The 21,028-nt window shown below is 42.7% G+C and carries 20 protein-coding genes; 8 read left to right on the top strand and 12 right to left on the bottom strand.

Annotation, left to right across the window (positions count from 1 at the left end; all coding sequences use genetic code 11):
* Positions 1–54: 54 nt before the first annotated feature.
* Entirely contained in the window at positions 55–2,433 is a 2,379-nt protein-coding gene (locus tag NBH15_RS20545) for a sensor histidine kinase (protein ID WP_128134761.1), read from the top strand.
* 9 nt (positions 2,434–2,442) lie between these two features.
* Here the strand turns inward: NBH15_RS20545 and upp are convergent, their stop codons facing one another.
* Both upp and NBH15_RS20535 read right to left on the bottom strand, forming a co-directional pair.
* Complete coding sequence (gene upp / locus NBH15_RS20540; protein ID WP_128134762.1) at positions 2,443–3,096, bottom strand: uracil phosphoribosyltransferase; 654 nt, start codon at positions 3,094–3,096, stop codon at positions 2,443–2,445.
* Positions 3,097–3,437: 341 nt separating this feature from the next.
* Positions 3,438–3,728, bottom strand: a complete 291-nt coding sequence (locus tag NBH15_RS20535) for an HU family DNA-binding protein (RefSeq protein WP_007652950.1) — start codon at positions 3,726–3,728, stop codon at positions 3,438–3,440.
* Between the two features lie 273 nt (positions 3,729–4,001).
* Here NBH15_RS20535 and NBH15_RS20530 point away from each other — a divergent pair, with 273 nt between their 5' ends.
* From NBH15_RS20530 to NBH15_RS20520, 3 genes are read left to right on the top strand one after another with little or no spacing between them, the layout of a single operon-like run.
* Entirely contained in the window at positions 4,002–4,961 is a 960-nt protein-coding gene (locus tag NBH15_RS20530; protein WP_128134763.1) for a hypothetical protein, read from the top strand.
* 40 nt (positions 4,962–5,001) lie between these two features.
* A complete protein-coding gene (gene murB / locus NBH15_RS20525) occupies positions 5,002–6,015 on the top strand; it encodes a UDP-N-acetylmuramate dehydrogenase (protein ID WP_128134764.1) in 1,014 nt (337 codons plus the stop codon).
* The gene (locus NBH15_RS20520) at positions 6,015–6,782 is read left to right on the top strand and encodes an MBL fold metallo-hydrolase (protein WP_128134765.1); all 768 of its coding nucleotides are present in this window, start codon (positions 6,015–6,017) and stop codon (positions 6,780–6,782) included. The genes murB and NBH15_RS20520 overlap by 1 nt, the downstream gene beginning before the upstream one ends.
* Here NBH15_RS20520 and NBH15_RS20515 read toward each other — a convergent pair.
* The 7 genes from NBH15_RS20515 to gpmA all read right to left on the bottom strand — a co-directional run bounded on the left by NBH15_RS20515 (position 6,749) and on the right by gpmA (position 12,481).
* Entirely contained in the window at positions 6,749–7,648 is a 900-nt protein-coding gene (locus NBH15_RS20515) for a hypothetical protein (protein WP_250823426.1), read from the bottom strand. The genes NBH15_RS20520 and NBH15_RS20515 overlap by 34 nt on opposite strands.
* A 3-nt stretch (positions 7,649–7,651) precedes the next feature.
* The gene (nth, locus tag NBH15_RS20510) at positions 7,652–8,293 is read right to left on the bottom strand and encodes an endonuclease III (protein WP_128134767.1); all 642 of its coding nucleotides are present in this window, start codon (positions 8,291–8,293) and stop codon (positions 7,652–7,654) included.
* Between the two features lie 4 nt (positions 8,294–8,297).
* Entirely contained in the window at positions 8,298–8,684 is a 387-nt protein-coding gene (gene crcB, locus NBH15_RS20505; protein WP_007652957.1) for a fluoride efflux transporter CrcB, read from the bottom strand.
* Positions 8,685–8,760: 76 nt separating this feature from the next.
* A complete protein-coding gene (gene pheS, locus NBH15_RS20500; protein ID WP_128134768.1) occupies positions 8,761–9,780 on the bottom strand; it encodes a phenylalanine--tRNA ligase subunit alpha in 1,020 nt (339 codons plus the stop codon).
* A 108-nt stretch (positions 9,781–9,888) separates the two neighbouring features.
* The gene (locus tag NBH15_RS20495) at positions 9,889–10,770 is read right to left on the bottom strand and encodes a DUF3078 domain-containing protein (protein ID WP_128134769.1); all 882 of its coding nucleotides are present in this window, start codon (positions 10,768–10,770) and stop codon (positions 9,889–9,891) included.
* Between the two features lie 289 nt (positions 10,771–11,059).
* Positions 11,060–11,620, bottom strand: coding sequence for an RNA polymerase sigma-70 factor (locus tag NBH15_RS20490; protein ID WP_443146953.1), 561 nt, complete (start codon positions 11,618–11,620; stop codon positions 11,060–11,062).
* Positions 11,621–11,728: 108 nt separating this feature from the next.
* A complete protein-coding gene (gene gpmA, locus NBH15_RS20485) occupies positions 11,729–12,481 on the bottom strand; it encodes a 2,3-diphosphoglycerate-dependent phosphoglycerate mutase (RefSeq protein WP_007652964.1) in 753 nt (250 codons plus the stop codon).
* 145 nt (positions 12,482–12,626) lie between these two features.
* On the opposite strand from gpmA, the gene NBH15_RS20480 reads away from it, so the two are divergent.
* The 4 genes from NBH15_RS20480 to NBH15_RS20470 all read left to right on the top strand — a co-directional run bounded on the left by NBH15_RS20480 (position 12,627) and on the right by NBH15_RS20470 (position 18,840).
* The gene (locus NBH15_RS20480) at positions 12,627–13,655 is read left to right on the top strand and encodes a FecR family protein (protein WP_046146769.1); all 1,029 of its coding nucleotides are present in this window, start codon (positions 12,627–12,629) and stop codon (positions 13,653–13,655) included.
* Between the two features lie 235 nt (positions 13,656–13,890).
* Positions 13,891–14,028: a hypothetical protein gene (locus NBH15_RS29565; RefSeq protein WP_303228582.1), complete on the top strand. Its 138-nt coding sequence runs from the start codon at positions 13,891–13,893 to the stop codon at positions 14,026–14,028.
* Between the two features lie 15 nt (positions 14,029–14,043).
* Positions 14,044–17,205 (top strand): TonB-dependent receptor, encoded by a 3,162-nt coding sequence (locus NBH15_RS20475; protein ID WP_443146955.1) that lies wholly within the window; start codon positions 14,044–14,046, stop codon positions 17,203–17,205.
* A gap of 15 nt (positions 17,206–17,220) precedes the next feature.
* A complete protein-coding gene (locus tag NBH15_RS20470) occupies positions 17,221–18,840 on the top strand; it encodes a SusD/RagB family nutrient-binding outer membrane lipoprotein (protein ID WP_007652968.1) in 1,620 nt (539 codons plus the stop codon).
* 409 nt (positions 18,841–19,249) lie between these two features.
* Here NBH15_RS20470 and NBH15_RS20465 read toward each other — a convergent pair whose 3' ends face one another.
* From NBH15_RS20465 to NBH15_RS20455, 3 genes are all read right to left on the bottom strand, one after another.
* Positions 19,250–19,858, bottom strand: coding sequence for a virulence RhuM family protein (locus NBH15_RS20465; protein WP_007652969.1), 609 nt, complete (start codon positions 19,856–19,858; stop codon positions 19,250–19,252).
* A 272-nt stretch (positions 19,859–20,130) separates the two neighbouring features.
* Positions 20,131–20,445, bottom strand: a complete 315-nt coding sequence (locus NBH15_RS20460) for a hypothetical protein (protein ID WP_250823425.1) — start codon at positions 20,443–20,445, stop codon at positions 20,131–20,133.
* On the bottom strand, positions 20,402–20,902 hold the full coding sequence (locus NBH15_RS20455; protein WP_250823424.1) for a hypothetical protein: 501 nt from the start codon (positions 20,900–20,902) through the stop codon (positions 20,402–20,404). The genes NBH15_RS20460 and NBH15_RS20455 overlap by 44 nt, the downstream gene beginning before the upstream one ends.
* Positions 20,903–21,028 lie beyond the last annotated feature (126 nt).

Genomic DNA, 21,028 nt, shown 5'->3' with positions numbered 1-21,028 from the left:
ATTGCTGATCTGATTTATTATAACGAATTTTGTGTGCTTACTAGTATTAAAAAAATGGATACAGCTCAATATAAGTTATTGCTGGACACGGCACAAGTCGGTTGGTGGGAGATTGACTTTGATAAGAGGATCTATATCTGTTCGGATTATCTGGTCAGTTTGTTGGAGCTGAAAGATAAAATTATCCCGACCAGAGATTTTCTTCAATTGATACGTGAAGATTACAGGGCCCGGATAGCCAATGAATTTGCTTATTTCAGGGAGGTCGGTATTTATGAACAAATATTTCCGATCAAGACTTGTTATGGTTTTAAGTTTGTACGTTCGAAAATTTGCAGGCGGGAGATCGAACCTTCCGGGCGTATCTATGTATTGGGCATTTTGCAGTTAGTACCTTATAGTGAAGAAGAAACGAATAAACCGGCAACGGAGGATAGCAGTCAGGTAGATGGTTTGTTAAGGCATTTAGGGAGTATTTCGCGTGCCTTACATTCTTTTATCCAGACAAACGATCTGGTTGAATCTATCCAGTTGGTGCTGACCGAAATTCTTTTTTCGATCGATACAAAGGGGCGTGCCTGTATTATGGAATATAGTGATGACAAGCAGACGCTTAGTTGTACATATGAAGTGTGCAGCCAAGGTGTTACGGCTGTCCGTCCCTCTTTACAGAACATACCTGTCTCAACGTTGAGCTGGTCGACGCGGAAAATACGGAATCTTTATCCGGTTATGATAAGCAATCTGAATGAGTTGCCGGCAGAAGCGGAATCTGAAAAAATGTATTTACAGAAGAGAGGAGTGCTTTCGTTTGTTCTGATTCCTTTGATCATAAAGAAAAAAGCTTTGGGATATATCGGGATCGATATTGTAGATAAATATCGCATATGGACGCTGGAAGACTATCAATGGCTTTCGTCCATCGCTAATATTATCAGTATTATTACGAAAATGGCGAGAATCAACGAGGCGCTCGACCATAGTGGAAAGTTGTTGCGTAATATTTATACGAATATACCGGTCGGCATAGAGTTGTATGATAAGGACGGATATCTTGTCGATATGAATAATAAGGATGTAGATATTTTTGGACTCGGTTCGAAAAAAGAGGCCCTAGGTGTTAACATCTTTGATAATCCTCAGATTCCCCCTGATGTGCTGGAAAAGATGAGAAAGAGGAAACCTGTCTCTTTCCGCCTGACTTATTCTTTTAGCGATATTATATCCAATGGGTATTATCCGACGAAGAAAAACGGAATTATAGACTTGATAACCAAGGTAAGTATGCTTTATGACAGTAAAGGTGAACTGATCAATTACCTATTCATTAATCTGGATAATACGGATAAAATGGTCGCTTATAACCGTATTGAGGAGTTTGAATATTTCTTCACCCTGGTTAGTCATTATGCGAAAGTAGGATATGCCAAATTCGATTTGCTGACACGCGAAGGATATGCCATCAGCCAGTGGTATCAAAATCTGGGGGAACAAGATGGCACGCCGTTGGAGCAGATTATTGGTGTATATAGCGCCGTGCATCCGGAAGACCGTAAAGTGATGATGGACTTCTTTGACCGGGTTAAGAGAGGAGAGGCAACCAGTATTCGCAAGGAATTACGTGTCAAGACGGATTCCGGTTGGAAGTGGATACGCGTAAATGTGATGCGTAATCCTCAGTCGAATGATCCGGATAAACTGGAAATGATCTGTGTGAATTACGATATCACGGAACTGAAAGAAACTGAACAACAGCGTGAAAAGGCAGAAGAACTGGATCGCTTGAAATCTGCTTTCCTGGCAAATATGAGCCATGAGATCCGAACTCCGCTGAATGCGATTGTCGGTTTTTCCACCTTACTGGTTGATACGGATGATAAAGAGGAGCAGTCGCAGTTTGTTGAGATTATCCAGAAGAATAACGGGCTTTTGTTGCAGTTGATCTCTGATGTGCTGGATTTGGCGAAGATAGAAGCGAATACAATTGAGTTCAAACCGAGTCGTATTGAACTTAAAGGTTTTTTGGATGATCTGGTGAAATCGCTGAGTATCAAACTTCATGAGGGGGTTGTGCTTGGCAGTCAGCCGGATTTGTCGCCTTGTACTTTTGATTTCGACCCTGTGCGCCTGAACCAGTTGTTTTCCAACTTCATAAACAATGCGATCAAGCACACGGATAAAGGTTCTATCATGTTGGGTTATGAAATAAAGCCTGATGAAGTTGTCTTTACGGTGACGGATACGGGAGAGGGGATGAGTGAAGAAGTGCAGGCCCATGTCTTCGATCGCTTCTATAAGGGAAATGACTTTAAGCAAGGTACAGGGCTGGGACTTTCTATCTGCAAAAGTATTGTCGAACAGCAGAAAGGAAAAATCGGAGTAAGTTCTGAGCCCGGAAAAGGTTCCTGCTTTTGGTTCTCCTTACCCCGATAAAATATTCTTTTATTCTTTTTCTCCGTAGGCAAGATCTCCGGCATCTCCCAGGCCGGGGATGATGTAGGAATGATCGTCCAGTTCGTCATCCAGTGCGGCGATCCAGATCGTTGTTTTGTCATCCGGCATTTTTCTTTGCAGATATTCCATTGCCTGTTTGCTGGCGATGATGGAGGCCACATGGATATGCGAAGGATGTCCTTTGGTCAACAATGCTTCATAGGCCAGTTCCATGGAACTTCCGGTGGCTAGCATCGGGTCGGTGATGATCAATGTTTTCTCTGTCAGTCTCGGGGATGCGATATATTCGATGTGAATATCAAAGTTCAGACGGTCTTTATATTTGCGATAGGCAGAGACAAAGGCATTTTCGGCATAATCGAGATAGCTTAAAAATCCCTGGTGATAAGGAAGTCCTGCACGTAATATAGTACTGATTACTATCCGGTCGTCGGGAGTATACATTGGTGCGATCCCTAAGGGAGTTTGAATATCTTTTTGGCTGTAGGCAAAATCTTTGCTGATCTCATAAGCCATGATTTCGCCGATGCGTTCAATGTTTCTACGAAAACGAAGGCTGTCCTTCTGGATATTTACATCTCTAAGTTCGGATACGAACTTGTTCAGTATGGAGTTTGACTCTCCGAGATTAACTATTTTCATGTGTATTATATTGTATATGCAGACTAAAATTTTCGGTGCCGAAATTAGATATAATTAGAGCATCATACAAATGTTTCTCTGTAAAATTCCAGGTATAGGGCAAAAGTTTCACATTCCGAAACAAGAGGTGCTGTTCGGATTCTAAAATTGCGATAATTGAATTGGGGACATGCTTGCGGTTGTTTAATTAGAACCTTGCGGTTTCGATATTCATTAAAAACACCCCTTTTTAGTGGATTTCTGTATGTATTTTTGCAGATATGATAAAGTAAACAGAAAAAGGAGGTGTAAAAAACTTCCTTCCTGCCGAAGCAAGAAGGAAGTTAAAGAAATAAATCATATTATTTTTTTTCGCCAGTGCCGTTCATAGCCTCCAGCAAGAATTTACCGGGTTTGAACTTTACCGTTGTTCTAGCTGGAATCTGTACCGGAGTACCCGTTTTAGGATTACGAGCCAGGCGACTAGTTTGCGGTCTAGGTATTAAAGTACCAAAACCGATAAGAGTGATTTCCTCTTTTTGCGACATTTTTTCGGTTACGATCTCGATGTAAGCATCTAATACTTTTTTTGCTTTTTGCTTTTGTAACCCTGCCTTATCTGCTAAGGCTTCGATAAGTTCTGCTTTGTTCATGAGTGTTTCTTTTTAATGATTATATACATTGCAAATGTAAGCATTGATTTTTTTATATGGTGTCTTTTTTCAGACAACAAAAATTGCTTGCATTTCTTATTAAACAATAGCTGTAGCCTTTTGTTACGATTTTAGAAACAAAAAACGTTAATTCACATTGGTTTGCGATAATCGAAACGAAGAAAGGCGTTAATGCTATTTGGCCACACTTTATTTTTATTGTATTGTGAGAAGAATATATGAGTAGAAATAGTAAATAACACACTAATAATTATGAAAGATGCATTGAATAACGGGCTGATAAAAGCCATGAGGGAACATCTCCCGGAGGAGACAAATTTGGCTAACTATATTATGGATATTATATCTATAGGTAAGGAAGCCGTTTATCGCCGGTTGCGTGGGGAGGTTCCGTTTACATTTTATGAAGTATCATTATTGTCTCAGAGTCTGGGGATTTCTCTGGACCAGATCGTCGGGACCAACCGGGCGGAAGGAGCCGTTTTTAATCTGAATGTCTCTAATAATATGAGTCAGATGGAAAGTTACCATGATATAATCAAGCGGTATCATAAATTATTTACTTTTGCCAAAGAAGACCCTAAGTCGATACTCAGTTCCGCATGTAATATCGTTCCGTTTACATTTTATTCTCCGTATGAGCGTCTGACCAAATTCCGTCTTTGTCGGTGGATGCATCAGAATAACGGGATGAAGATCACTGCAAGTATGTCGGATATCGTTGTGACGGAGAAAATACTGGAGTCCCAGCGTAAACTGATGCAGGAATGCCGTCAGGTTCCGTCTACCTATACGATTCTTGATAATAATATTTTTCAGTCGTTGGTTAGGGAGATCAAGTATTTTGCAGGGCTGAACATGCTGAGCGATGATGATATCGAAGTGATGAAACAGGAACTGAATCGTTTATTGGATGAAATGGAACAGATTGCAGCCCGCGGGGAATATCCGAATGGCAACAAAGTTTATTTGTATCTTTCCAATATCAATTTCGAGGCAACATATACATTCCTGGAAAAAGGGAGCTTCCAGTTGTGCATGTTCCGTCTTTATGCCATCAACTATATGGATTCGCAGCATCCGGAAATCTGCCGTGCCCAGAAAGAATGGATCCAGTCGTTGAAACGCTATTCTACTTTAATCTCGCAGAGCGGAGAGATACAGCGGATGATCTTTTTCACGAAACAACGTGAAATCGTAGATACCTTGTAAATAATTCTTACTTTTGTCCCGCAATAAATAAACAGATATTATGAGGATAGAAGAGAATTACTCCCTGGAGAAGCATAATACATTCCACCTGCCGGTTAAGACGCGGTGGTTTATGGAATATACGAATGAAGAAGAATTAGAACGGGTTTTACGGGACGAGTATTTTCAGGAGTGTTTGTCGCTGCATATCGGCAGCGGAAGCAATCTGCTGTTTATAAATGACTTCAACGGTATCATCCTGCACTCGGCCATCAAAGGTATCCGTGTGGAGAAGGAAACCGACGAACATATCTGGCTGCGTGTCGGTGCCGCCGAAAGGTGGGACGATGTTGTTGCTCATGCCGTTGCCAACGGGTGGGGAGGAATAGAAAATCTTTCCCTGATCCCGGGTGAAGCTGGTGCTGCCGCTATCCAGAACATCGGAGCCTACGGGGCGGAGATAAAAGATGTGATAGAAAGTGTGGAAACATACAACCAGTTGACTTTTGAAAAGCGGATATTTACGAACGAAGAATGCCAGTACGGCTATCGCAGCAGTTATTTCAAAAACGAACATAACGACCCGCACATTGTTACATATATAATAATACGGTTGGATAAACGCCCATCCTTTTCCATCAACTATGGAAACCTGAAGGAAGAGCTGGCTAAATATCCGGAAGTAACATTGGAAGCAATCCGCCGGGCCGTGATCACGATCCGTCAGGAGAAGCTGCCCGATCCGGACAAGCTGGGAAATGCCGGCAGTTTCTTTATGAATCCGGTTATTCCTGTTGCACAGTTTGAGAAACTGAAGGAGCAATATCCCGGTATGCCTTCTTATCCGGCTGGTGAGGGGAAAGTGAAAGTTCCTGCCGGCTGGTTGATCGAACAATGCGGCTTTAAAGGTAAATCGCATGGTCCGGTCGGTGTATATGAAAAACAGGCGCTGGTCCTGGTCAACCTGGGAGAAGCCCGGGGACACGAGATTGCTCTGGTGGCGGAAAGTATCCGTACTGCCGTAAAAGATCGTTTTGGCATCGAGATAATGCCTGAGGTTAAATATGTAGGATAATGAAAATTACATTTCTGGGAACGGGAACTTCAACCGGAGTTCCCGAAATAGGCTGTCAGTGTGAAGTTTGTACAAGCAAAGATCCCCGCGACTGGCGCCTGCGTACATCGGTATTAGTAGAAACAGAGGGGAAGCGTATCTTGCTGGACTGCGGACCGGATTTCCGCTGGCAAATGATACAAAGTAAAACATACCACTTGGACGCCGTCCTGATCTCACACGAACATTATGACCATGTCGGAGGACTGGATGACCTGCGTCCGTTCGGGCGGGAAGGAGACATACATCTATATACTGAAGAAAATGTGGCTGAAGCCATAGAGACGCGTATCCCGTATGTTTTCCGCGAAAATAGATATCCGGGTGTCCCCAATCTAAAAATCCACCGTGTAACGACAGAACCTTTTATTGCAGCCGGGATAGAGATAATTCCTATCCGGGTAATGCATGGAAAATTACCTATCCTGGGGTTTCGAATAGGGAATATGGCCTATCTGACCGACCTGAAATCTCTTCCGGAAGAAGAATATACCAAGCTGGAAGGATTGGATGTTTTGATTATTACTGCTTTGCGCTGGGATGAGCATCCGACGCATGAAAGTGTGGGAGAAGCATTAGAGCAGATCGGACGTATCCGTCCCAAAGAATCCTATCTGATTCATATGAGCCATCGGATCGGCTTGCAAAGCCAGGTAGAAAAAGAGTTGCCTCCGCATGTTCATTTGGCATATGATCAATTGGAAATTCCCAAACTGCAACCGGTATAATATACTTTCCCGTTTTCTTCATAAATCTGGCTGGAAATATGAAGTTGCGGGAAATGTTGTTCTAATCTGACCGACAGTGTATCGCCAATCGTCTTGAAAAGTGTGTCGGCTGGTTCATGATACGGCAGACTGCTAAAGTAACAGATATTCCCTTCGCTTTCAAAAAGGTCGGCTCCCAGCCATCTGTCGCTGATTCTCCATAGGGTAGAATCGTTCGCTTTCACATATAAGTCTAACAGTTTCGATTGTATCATCAGGTTAAGCGGAGCATTGCTGTCGAGTGTTTTACGGAGTAGCATTTGTTCCTTCGGCTGGTTGTTTTTCTGCTTTCTTTGTATGGCCGCTACTTCCTCCAGCAATTTCCTGCTGTAACTGGCAACCCATACGCCATTATGTTGGTAGTAGCCGAAAAAGCGGTTTCCGGCATCCGGACAATAGGTAAAAGTGATGCCTCCTTTGGTTTGCTGTTGAGGAGCGAATGATTTGAAAGCTGTTTTTAAAATATTTTCTTCTATATGTCGGGATATGCTTTTATCTGCTTTTACATACATTACAATACCCTGCGGATGGAATGAGAGATGTAATGAGGCAATTTCCGGATTCTTTCGGATGATAGTAAGATATATTTCAGGAATTTTAGAGGCGAATGCCTGGTAAACAGGCTCCTTGGTTAGTATTATCCGGGTAAAAACGGAAGGGCGGTTTACGGCAAGTATCGCTTCCGGTTCCGGTGCAGTCAGGGTATATAAATCTGTTTGCACCAGTTCTTTACTCTCTTTCATGTCACCGAAAAAGTAGTAGACTGCCGACAGCGTAGCGAGAGCAGTTAAGATGATGATTACTATTTCCCGCCTGTAAACTTTCATTTTTTAAATTTTTGCCTTCAGAAAATATTTGCACCAAGGCTTGAGTCCGCATTCCTCACATTTGGGTTTCCTGGCCACGCAGACGTATCGTCCGTGCAGGATCAGCCAGTGGTGAGCAATAGGTATCTGTTTCTCCGGGATGTTTTTCACCAGTTCTTTTTCTGTTTCGAGCGGTGTTTTGCTGTTGTTTGTCAATCCGATGCGGTTGGCAACGCGGAATACGTGGGTGTCTACGGCCATTGCCGGCTTGTTGTAGACAACGGAGGCGATCACATTGGCCGTTTTGCGTCCTACGCCGGGCAGCTTTTGCAGTTCATCTATATCAGAAGGGACTATGCCACCGAAATCAGCCATCAGCATTTTGGCCATTCCGACCAGATGTTTCGATTTATTGTTCGGGTAGGAGACACTACGGATATATTCAAATACGACCTCCGGTGTGGAAGCTGCCAGCACTTCTGCTGTCGGGAAATCCCTAAACAGAGCCGGTGTAATCATATTCACCCGTTTGTCGGTACACTGAGCCGATAGAATCACGGCAATAAGCAGTTGGTACGGATCGTCGTAATGAAGTTCCGTTTCTGCAACTGGTACGTTTGCTTCGAACCAGTCTAATACACCTTTATATCGTTCCTCTTTTTTCATTCTGTTATTTCATTAAAGATAATACATTTTTTCCGAGTAACAAACCCAGAAAAACGGCAATAAGTCCTAAAACGTTACTAGCCAGTATGTTTAAGAGTGCTAATTTATAATCACCGATTTTTATCAGTGACATAGTATCCAGTGCAAACGAAGAAAAAGTTGTGAATCCGCCAAACAGGCCGGTAAAAAGAAATGCCCTTGTGTTGGCTGAGAAGTTATAATTTTCGGCAAGACTCCAGCAGAAGCCGATCAGAAAAGAGCCGATTATATTAACGGATAGTATCCCAAAGGGAAAGGAGTACTGCAACGAACGCTGCACCCACATGGAAACTCCATAACGCAGTGCCGATCCGATTGCTCCTCCTGTAATTAAAATTAAAACCTTTATCATATTTCATCCTCCTTGTGTGTTTCCCCCGGGCTGGTTAAAGGCCCGGGGAAGATGGTAAATGATTTAGGTTTTCAATTTAATTGGCTGATTCGAATTGTTTCAGGAAACGAACATCGTTTTCTGAGAACATTCGTAGGTCTTTAACTTGGTATTTCAGATTTGTAATACGTTCGATACCCATTCCCAGTGCATATCCGGTATAAACATTGCTGTCGATACCGCAATTTTCGAGTACATTCGGGTCTACCATACCGCAACCGAGTATTTCTACCCAACCGGTATGTTTACAGAATGCACATCCTTTACCGCCACACAGGTTACAGGAAATATCCATCTCAGCAGATGGCTCTGTGAACGGGAAGTAGGAGGGACGTAAACGTATTTTCGTTTCCGGACCGAACATTTCTTTCGCAAAGAAAAGTAATGCCTGTTTCAGGTCGGCGAATGAGACATTCTTGTCGACATACAGGGCTTCTACCTGGTGGAAGAAACAGTGTGCGCGATAAGAAATAGCTTCATTACGATATACACGTCCGGGGCAGATGATGCGGATAGGAGGCTCCTGAGTCTCCATCACACGAGTCTGTACCGATGATGTATGTGTTCGCAATAACACGTCCGGATTATGTTGTATGAAGAACGTATCCTGCATATCACGTGCTGGATGGTCTTCGGCAAAATTCAAAGAAGAGAAAACATGCCAGTCGTCTTCGATTTCGGGACCTTCAGCGATGCTGAATCCCAGACGTCCGAAGATGTCGCAGATTTCCTTTTTAACGATTGAAAGCGGGTGGCGTGTGCCGAGTTCGATAGGATAAGATGTACGCGTCAGGTCGATGTCATCGTTTCCGGTCTGTACATTGTCGAAACCTTCTTTCAGTTCGTTGATTTTATTTTGAGTAGCTTCTTTCAGCTCGTTGAGGAATTTACCCACTTCACGCTTCTGATCAGCCGCAACGTTGCGGAAATCATTCATCAGCGCAGAAATTTCTCCTTTCTTGCTGAGGTATTTGATGCGTAAAGCTTCCAGCTCTTCGGCATTTGCAGCCTTCATATTCTCTACTTCCTGAAGCAGAGCCTTAATTTTATCGATCATTTCTAATCATATTTGTTTTCGACGTGCAAATTTACTCCTTTCTTTTGGATACTGCAACCGATTGCGGAAGGTTTTTTCTTAAAAACACAGGCAGTCTCCTTTCTATTCCTAAAAATTATAGGCAAGACCTACGCCGAGTATCTCTTTGAACTGTACTTTTGCCCCATGTTTCGTACCGTTGTCATCGAAGGTTTTCACGTCGTTATCGTATTTCAGTGTCGTGTTAAGCGTAGCCGACAGGAATTTGTTGATCTTCATACTAATGAGCATGTCCCAGTTGACATCGATGTTTCCGAACTGATTACTATACGGAGTGAAAAAATCGGCTGTAGTGATCAGGCTTACGTTCTCCATCACCGGCATTTCTGCACGGGCTTTGAGGTAAGCGCCACATTCGATCTTGAAACGGTCACCCGGATCGACACCGAATGCGCCCAGATCGGACAGGTAATCGTCCTCAACAAAAGTCATTTTTGCTGAAACGGGAGAGAGGTAGATCGAATAATTGCTTTTCGGGCGGTATTCCATACCCAGCGAGACGTTGGAATAGGCCGGCGCGAAAAAGTTGGAGATATAATGTTCCTTGTCCGGATAATTGTATCCTTTGGCAAACTGTGTGTTCAGGTCGCCCATTAGTGTATAGAACCAGACATTGTTCGTTGAATAGCCCAGCTGGGTGGAAAGTCCGATCTTATCGGTGCTCTTGCGCATCCCCTGCGATTTGGTTTTTGTCAGTCCGTAATCGAGAACCAGGTTGGTCACCCAGAGCCAGTTCCCGTTTTTATGTGTCAGCGAACCGTTCAGGTAGGCATTTCCGGCTACCGAGTTTTCGCCTCCGGCCGACCAGTTGGTCATTGCCGTTTGCGACAGGTTGAGGCCTGATACGCCTTTCAATACATATTTCCCTTCTTCGTAACCTTTATCGTCGGTTTGACTATATGCGATAGTTGCCAGTGAGGCAAATGCTATCATTAAAAATGTACGTTTCATATACTGTTATATTTTAAGTTGTTTTTTATAAAGAGGACACTTTATTATTTAAACATGATTCATTTATTTTTGTTTAAGGATGGATTAAGATTGTCCTGTCATATTCTCCGTTTTTCCGATTATCAAAATGACACTACCCAACCGGGTAAATCGGATTAATATACCGGGTAAAATAAAATACCCCAGCGGGTAATATTTTTTAACGTATCGTTTTGTTTAAAATGAGAAGCTATTTGCGTTAAAATGTAAATGATAGCTTTGTGGACAAAATGTCGATATTGCTATGTTGTCAATGTAAGAGAGCTAGAAAAAGCGGCATGTATTCTTTCAGTTCCGTGCGTAGTATTTTCAAAGACTGTGATATGCGGTAAGCGATAGTTTTGGGTGATACACCGGTACGCTCGGCTATTTCGTTGTAGGTTAGATGTCCGAAACGATTCATTTCGAATGCTTTCCGGTATTCTTCAGGGAGCTCCCTGATCGCCTTGGTTGCCAAGGCGATCAATTCTCCTTCTATGTAAAAATCCGGATCTTCGAATTGATTTTCAAATTTGGCATACAACTTTTCGTGTACCCGTTGTTTGATTTGATTGTGGGTTATATTATTCAGGCATTTATTTTTGACAATAGTAAACAGCAATGATTTGAGGGACATTTGAGGAACCAGCATCGCGCGGTTTTCCCAAAGCCACATCATCACTTCCTGTACGATTTCTTCCGTTTCCGTCTCGGCTACATATTGGGAGGCGAAGGCGCATAACCCTTTATAATATTGTTTGTAGACCGTATCGAATACACTCTCGTCACCGGCTTTAAGTCTATTTAAGGTCTCTTCATTGCTTGTTATCACTGATATGAATGTTTTGATATAGTGCAAACTTAAACAAATATTTTAAGAATTAACAATTAACGCCCGGGTTTTTGTGAAATATTTCCGGGCGTCAGCTATGATAAATAATTATTTCTTTGTTTTTTTCCCCTGGTTGGCAACTGCTTCCATCAGTTTTTTGATCTCTTCCGGATCCCCCAGGAAATAATCTTTTACAAGATTCAGGTCGTCATCGAATTCGAGTACGTAAGGGACGGCTGTCGGAAGATTCAGGTGTACGATCTCTTCATCCGGTATGTTACGTACATATTTAATAATACCTCTCAGGCTGTTGCCGTGGGCTGTCACTAAAATCTGGTCGGCAGTTTCGAGCGAAGGAAAAATGATGTCTTTCCAATAAGGGAGGATGCGTTCGACAGTATCTTTCAGTGATTCCGTACGTGGCAATTCGGCATCGGGTACATCTTTATAACGTATTTCGAATCGGGGGTTACGCGGATCGTCCTCTTTCAATGCATGCGGAGCCACATCGTAACTTCTGCGCCAGATCAGGACCTGTTCATCACCATATTTTTCGGCTGTCTCGCTTTTGTTGAGACCTTGTAAGGCTCCGTAATGTTTTTCATTCAAACGCCAGCTTTTCTCTACCGGAATCCAATCCTGGTCCATGCGGTCGAGTACGCAATTTAATGTTTTGACGGCACGTTTCAGGTAGGAGGTGTATGCTTTATCGAACACATATCCTTCTTTTCTTAGTAATTCACCTGCTTTATATGCTTCTTCAATCCCTTTTTCTGTCAGATCAACATCCGTCCAACCCGTAAACCGGTTTTCTTTGTTCCATGCGCTTTCGCCGTGGCGAAGTAAAACAATCTTTTTCATATGCTTTTTATTTATTATAACTATCTGTTTATTAGATAACAATCGAGAAGCAGGAAAAGATATTGAACTTTTTCTAAAAAAAATCACATTTTCGTTTAGTATATCTTTTTTCTGAATTGTATTAATTATAGAAACAGGAAAAAAGATGATAGTAGACGAAAACATACTGATAAAATATCTCGACGGAACATTGACTGACGAGGAACGTACCCGGGTTGACGACTGGGTTGCCGAGTCGACCGAGAACGAGAAACTACTGGAACAGGTCTATTTCACCTTGCAGGTGACTGACCGTTTGCGGGTAATGGAATCGGTCGATCCCGAAATGGCTTTGGTCCGTTTCAAATCGAGAGTACGTAAACAAAATAAAAAGGTTAGTTTCCGCCGCTCCCTACAGTTTATGCAAAGAGTTGCAGCGATACTGTTCATTCCGGTATTAGTTTTATCTGCCTATTTCTTTATGCAGACGGGTAAAGAGAAGGTGCGCATGGTAGAAGTGCGCACCAATCCCGGAGTGGTTTCGACTTTCGAATTGCCTGACGGATCGAAAGTTTGGTTGAATGCCGGAAGTTCTTTGAAGTATCCTGAAAATTTCTGGCCTGAGTGCCGGCTGGTTGAATTGACTGGGCAAGGTTATTTTGAAGTGACGAAGAATCCGGAAAAGCCTTTTATCGTGAAAGTCGATCCGGTCTATTCTGTGGAAGTGCTCGGAACGCGTTTCGATGTATCTGCCTATAATGATGACGATGTTGTTTCCACAACTTTGGTGGAAGGCTCTGTGAAATTGAATATAGCACAGGCAGGAGGTAAAATCGTTCATCAGATTCTGAAACCCGACGAGAAAGCGGATTTTACGAGGGTAGGTGGAAAATTATCTATCACTTCGGTCAACGCAGATAATAAGGTAGCCTGGCGTAATGGTGAGATCATTTTCAAGAATACTCCGATGGGGCAGGTCCTGAAGACGTTGCGACGCCATTATAATGTACAGTTTAACGTGAAAGACCGGGACGTGCTGAATGCCATCATTACCGCAAGGTTTAAAAATGAGCAATTGCCGCAGGTCATGGAATATATCAAGCTCGCCTCGGATATCAAGTTTAAGATCGATAAGCCGGTCATAACGAATGATAATCGTTTGGAAATGTCTGTTATAGAAATATCGAAAGAATAAATAATAGTGTAGAACCTTTTTAAATCAGAATGCCTATGTGGAAGTAAAAAAGAGTCCAAAAAAACATGCAGAAAGATGTTGACGCATCTTCCCGCATGTAAAAGTCCAAGCTGTTGACGCAGCTATAGTTAACTTTATATTAAATAATAAGCATCACAAAATTATGAATAAAATTGTAACCTTAGAAATTATCGGTAAGAAAAGTTATTCTCTCTTCCGAAAAATACCATTAGTTATGAGATTGAGCGTTGTATTCTTTTTCCTTAGTCTTGGTATCGCAGTAGCGGGTAATACGTATGCACAAAATGCTACGCTTTCGCTGGATATGTCGAACAGTACGATCGCCAGTGTGCTCGAAGCTGTTGAAAATTAAACGGACTTCTCGTTTATCTATGATGCCAACATTGTAAACACCAGCCGTAAAGTATCTGTAAAAGTAGACGAAAAGAACATTTTCGATGTGCTAAACAAACTGTTCGGTGATTCCGATATCGCTTATACGGTAGTAAACACAAAAATTATCCTTAATAAAAAGGAAGCGATCATGCAACAGGCCGGAAAGACGGTAACAGGTGTTGTTACTGATAAAACGGGCGAACCGATCATCGGTGCCAACGTGTTGCAAAAAGGTACAACCAACGGTACGATTACCGATATCGATGGTAAATTTACATTGACCGTTCCTCAAAATTCCGTTATCGTTATATCTTATATCGGATATAACCCGCAGGAAGTTAAATATGCCGGCCAGTCTTCTCTGAATGTACAATTGGCAGAAGATACCCAGAATATCGAAGAAGTGGTAGTCACGGCTTTGGGTATCAAAAAGAAAGAAGCCTCCCTTACTTATTCGACCCAGCAGGTGGGTGGCGATGAGCTGACACGTGCGAAAGACCCGAATATGATTAACGCTCTGGCTGGTAAGACAGCCGGTGTTCAGATCAACAAAAGTTCTTCCGGATTGGGTGGTTCAGCCAAAGTATCTATTCGTGGTAACCGTTCGGTAAGCGGAAACAACCAACCTTTATATGTAATCGATGGTGTACCGATGTTGAATAGCAGTAACGAACAGGCTGTCAGCGCAATCGGTGGTACGGCAGATGCCGGTAACCGTGATGGTGGCGATGGTATTTCCAACCTCAACCCGGACGATATCGAAAGCATGAGTATCCTGAAAGGTGCTTCCGCTGCCGCTCTTTACGGTTCGCAAGCAGCCAACGGTGTTATCCTGATCACAACGAAGAAAGGGAAAGCTGGCGTGCAGAAGATCACTTTCTCTTCCAACCTGACGGTCGATCATGCCATGAGTTTACCGGAATTTCAGAATGAATACGGGATGGATAAGGAAACGAAGACCAGTTGGGGACCGAAGGGGAGTCTGACCCCTTATGATAATGTCGGTGATTTCTTCCAGAATGGAGTGACCGCTATCAACTCCCTGTCTCTTACGACCGGTAACGAAAAGATGCAGACTTATTTCTCATATGCCAACACAACCGCAAAAGGTATCGTGGAGCATAATAAGATGCAGAAGCATAACCTGAATTTCCGCGAAACCGCCAGTTTCTTTGATGATTACCTGAAACTGGATGCGAACGTGAATTTACTGTCGCAGAGTATCAAGAACCGTCCGGCCTCCGGTGGTTATTACATGAACCCGTTGGTAGGTCTTTACCGTTTCCCGCGTGGCGAGAATATCGGTGAGTATCGCACGAACTTTGAAACTTTCAACGACACCCGCAATTTGATGGAACAAAACTGGTATACAGATGCCGAACGTGATATGGAACAGAATCCGTATTGGATCACTAACCGTATTAAAAGTAACGACAAACGTACCCGTGCCATCACTTCTTTGACGGCCAGCCTGAAGATTACAGATTGGTTGAGCCTGCAAGCTCGTGGAACAGTCGATTATACACACGATACATATAACCAGAAAATGTATGCATCGACTGCACCGGCTATTGCCGGATCGAACGGCCGTTATATAGACCTGAATCATACGGAAACGTTGTATTATGGAGACTTTATGGCTATGTTTAATAAGAAATGGGACGACTTTGCTTTGACAGGCGCTATCGGTGGTAGTATTAATAGTACGACAGTCAACTCCCTGAGGCTGGATTCAAAGACTGCTTCCCTGTATTATCCGAACCAGTTCTCGGTAGCTAACATCATCATGTCTACGGCTTCTTATATCGACCAGCAGATCGATCAGAAACGTGTGATGCAGTCTGTCTTTGCAACCGCCCAGCTGGGATGGAAAGAAAGTTTATATCTGGACCTGACCGCCCGTAACGACTGGTCGTCGACGCTGGCTTATACAAAACACAGCAGTTTCTTCTATCCGTCGGTTGGCTTGTCATGGATCATCAATAACTCGCTGACGATGCCGGAATGGATCAACTTCGGTAAGGTAAGAGGTTCATGGAGTAAAGTAGGTAATGACCTGCCTCTTTTCATCAGTAATCCGGTTGCTGGAAGCAACGACCTGATCGTGGCTGGCGGAGCTATCCAGACGAATTCAAAAGCTCCGTTCGATGAACTGAAACCTGAAATGAGTACTTCATGGGAAGTAGGTACGGAATGGAAATTCTTCGATTACCGTTTGGACTTCGATTTCACTTACTATAAGACAAACACGAAGAACCAGTTGTTTACTTTGCCTTCTTCTGCTGGTGCAGCTTATAAATATTACTATGTGAATGCCGGTAACATCCAGAATCAGGGTGTTGAAATCAGCTTGGGTATCACACCGGTAATGACAGAAGATTTCCGTTGGAAGACTTCATTCAACTTCTCAACGAATAAGAACAAAGTGATCGAACTTCATCCTGACCTGAAGACATTTGTCTATGGCGACGAAGGTTTCTCTTCCTCTTACTCCATGCGTCTTGTAGAAGGCGGTGCACTGGGTGATATCTATGGCAAGGCGTTCGAACGCGACGAAGCGACAGGCCAAATTGTTTTCTCGAAGGATGAGGATGGTGATTTGGTTCCTAACGTAGTCGGTTCGGGTAATACGGTCAAAGTAGGTAATAGCAATCCTGATTTTATGTTGGGCTGGGGAAATACCTTGACTTATAAAGGATTTAGCCTTTACTTCCTGATCGATGGCCGCTTTGGTGGCGATGTTTTGTCGCAGACACAGGCCGATATGGACCAGAAGGGTGTGAGCGTCGAATCAGCTGCAGCACGTAATGCCGGATTTGTAGACCTGGAAGGTACGCAAGTGAAACCGGATAAATTCTATACGGCTGTCAGCGGTCGTAACGGATGTACCGAATATTATATGTATAGTGCAACCAATATCCGCCTGCGCGAACTATCTTTAGGTTATACGTTCCCGAAGAGATTGCTGGAGAAAACGAAGGTTTTCCAGGATGTACAGTTGTCATTTGTCGGTCGTAACTTATTCTTCTTCCACAAATCGGCTCCTTTCGATCCGGATGCAGTCCTTTCAACGGGCAACGACAACCAGGGTATCGATGTATTCGGTATGCCGACTACCAGAAGCTTAGGTTTCAATGTTAAATTTACATTCTAATAAAGACAGTATATTATGAAAAAGAATTATAAATATATAGCCGCAATTTTTCTGGGTGGATTGATCGGTTTTTCAGCTTGTACGGATGATTTTGAATCTTATAATACGAACCAGGCCGGTTTCCCGGATAAATCGAAAGAGCAGGAGTTCAATAAATACGGTATTCCTCTGGGAGTAGTTCAGCAGGGTATTTATTTTAATTACGACTGGGGTGGTGGTAAGAACTGGCCGTTCCAGGTAATGCAGAACTTGGGTGCCGATATGTTTTCCGGTTATGTGCACGACTTCAATCCGTTTAATGAAGGGCGTGGGAACACAACCTATAATATGCAGGACGGATGGAACGGTTCGTTTTGGGAAAACACCTACGGATATATCATGACGGAGATTCAGAAATCCGAAGATCTGACGGAGAAAGATTATCCTTCTTTCTATGGTATTACCCAGATATTGAAGGTTGAACTGATGCACCGTGTATCTGATTTGTATGGTCCTATCGTCTATACACAGTTTGGTTCGAAGACTGGTTCCATGCCGGATACACAGGCTGAGGCTTATAAGGCATTCTTTGAAGACTTGGATGCCGGAATCGGCTTGATACGTGCCTATATGGAAGCAAATCCGGATGTGGAAAACTTTGCCAAATTTGATATCCTGATGCCGCAGGGCAAACGTACGTATGCCGAATGGATACGGTTTGCTAATTCGTTGCGCCTCCGTCTCGCTATCCGTATTGCCATGGCCGACCCCGTACTGGCAGCCTCAGAAGCCAAGAAAGCTTTGACGGATGCAGGAGGTTTGTTGGAAGAAGATAACGATATCGTGGCTGTTTCTACCGACGGAACCGGTTATAATAACCCGTTCGGTGAAATCAATAAAGGCTGGGGTGAAGTATTTCTGAATGCGAACATGGAATCTTATTTGGGTGGTTATGATGACCCCCGTTTGCCGAAGTATTTTGATAGAGCGGCTGGTGGCGAAGGCACTGAAATTGTTCCGGTGAAGGGAACTTATAAAGGAATCCGCCAGGGAACAGGGTTCAACCATAAAAATTACAGCAAGCATTCGAAAAGTACTATTTCACAGACGTCTAATGCTATCTTGATGACAGCAGCCGAGGTATGGTTTCTGCGTGCAGAGGCCGCTTTGAGAGGTTGGTCTTCCGAAAATCCGGGTTCTTGTTATGAAAACGGCGTTAAAGCCTCTTTTGCACAGTGGGGAGCTAAAGATGTTGCCGTATATCTGGAAAGTACGAAAACGCCGAAAGGCTATCAGGATGCTTTCAATGCTGCTTTCAATGTAGAAGCTATGAGCCAGGTAACTCCTGCATGGGACAACGCTGCTTCAAACGAAGAAAAACTTGAAAAGATTATTACCCAGAAATGGATTGCCTGCTATCCCGAAGGCTGTGAGGCTTGGGCCGAACAAAGGCGCACTGGTTATCCTAAGCTGTTCCCGGTTTTGGTGAACGACAGCCAGGGAACAATCGATACAAATCTGGGACCGCGCAGACTAAACTTCTTTGTCGGCATCCAAACAGCCAATCCCGAGCAGTATGCTGCTTTGACAAAGGCATTGGGTGGCGCCGACAATTGTGGAACCCGTCTATGGTGGGATACCGGAAGAAACTTTTAGATGATATACAGTTATTAGATTAAGGTAAGAGTATAAGATGATGGAAACGGAAGTCGTGGTATGAGCGGCTTCCGTTTTTTTAATGCTAATTCTTTATTACTTTCAGCCTCTACACGTATTTCGTAGAGGCCTTTTGTAAAAGCACATGTTATTATGGATAAATCTTTATCTAAACGAAAACAATAGGTTTTACCTAATAATTGTTCAGTAGCCACCTCCGCCCACGAAGCGGAACCAGATGTCGCCCTCGGGCGGAACCTGTCCGGGAAACTGTCCCGGGGTGGCTGTTTACACAAACGCACACAAAAAGCTGCGCAACCCCTTGCTGGGGGCTGCGTAACGATTGGTGCATCTGTCGTTAGGTTACAGATGCGATTCAGGGAAAAGAAATAAGAAGGGAGTTTCTGTTTTATAAATGATTTAGTAATTCTTTTATATCTAATTGTATTTTAGAGAAAGCGAACCATTTCTTTCCTAAATCTTTCAAGGAAGTACCGATATGGTAAAGTTCTTTTTCATCTATGATCAGGAAACGGTCGTGCGACTGTCTAAACAATTGGATGTCGATTGGATCATATTGAGCGTTGTGACGCTGCAAATCCAACGATAACTGTTTCGGTATCTGGTTTGTGTAAATAGTCACTTCTATTTTGTTTATGCGTTGATTAATAACATATCCTTTAAACATATATTCTTTAAGTACTTTGTTCGCCCATATCCTGAATTGAGTACCTCTTTGTGACTTTACTCGATAGCCAACAGAGATAATAACGTCGAGGCTATAGACCTTCACCGGTTTATCTGAATTTGCAATATGCAAAAAATGCATATTGCTTTTTTCATCCAACTCTTTTTCTTTGAAAATGTTTCCGATGTGTCTGGCTATAACTGATTGATCTCTTTGAAATAATTCTATCATTTGTGCCTGGGTCAGCCAAACGGTTTCATCTTCCATTCTAACCTCTAATTGTAAGGTGTTTTCAGATTGATAAACAATAATTTCTCCTTTGTCTTTCATAATTAATATGTTTTGATTGTTGAATTATGTAGGCAAAGGTATTGTTTTCAATTGATATAGAATACAAGTTGATTAAAATATTTTCAAAATAGAATCAGTTTAGTCTCATTGTTTTTACAACACTTGATTAGAAACAGATTTATCTTTTTCCTATCAATCCCATCATGTCAAAGATTGCTCAGGCGGAGCCTGCTTGCCGTTTTTGTTATTTGTTTTCTATTTATCAGTGATACAACGAACGTGTCCAATTGCATTCTGATTATTTTCAGTAGCTACATTCGCACCTCCTGAAAAAATCTCATCGTTTCAGAATCAGAACTGAAATAACTGGTCATAGAAGCATATGCTCCCGGGGTCAATACAAACAGATTCTTATTATACCAATCTTGCCATAGAGCAGATGATGATGGTAATGCATTTGTTCCGCTGGTTCCCAATATTGTTCTCCACTCGCTCGATGTCGGAATGCGCCAAGTTGCACCAGTCTGTTTGGAACAGATTGTTTTATCGACATCTTTTAGGGCTACACTATTTGCTGCATCTTCAGGAGCAATCAGATAATTGCCATATATATGCAGTTTTTCCATTGTAGTTCTTTGATGCTTTTACTGTTAATGTATAAGTAGACGTTAGATCTGTACTGGATGCATTGGCGATGGTAATAACTGTACTACCTTTATCCTTTAATGTAATGGTATACTTGTTGTTACTTTTTGAAATTGATGCCACACTTTCATTTGTCATCTTGACGTAATTAGAACCTCCGGGTGAGGAGACAGTAAATGTTGTAGTCGTCGAGTACGATTTACTAAAATTATCGAATGTCTTGGAACTTTCTGATAATTTAGGCGCTACAAATCCATTCGGAGTCACTGTAATATCTTTAGATGCTCCTCCTGCTATTTTATTGGTCAGTCGGATGGTAACAGATTTCATTATCGCGTTTATATTATTGCGTTGGGTGATTACAATATTTTTAGCACCGCTTCCAGTAGTTTGGTCTGTTGAGATGTCAAACCATTGATCGCCTTTGTTCCAATTCAATACAGTTGCCTTAACTCCTTCAGGAGAAGTGACGGATATGTTTGTATTTCCAGAGTTAGCCGCTTTTACATAGAGGTTTGATGCCTCAATTGTCGTAGCCGGTGCATTTACCGTATACGTAGTAGT

It is taken from the genome of Parabacteroides caeci (assembly GCF_023656795.1).
Lineage (GTDB): Bacteria > Bacteroidota > Bacteroidia > Bacteroidales > Tannerellaceae > Parabacteroides > Parabacteroides segnis.
Note: the sequence above shows the minus strand (reverse complement) of the source record. Positions and strands in the feature narration are given on the sequence as shown.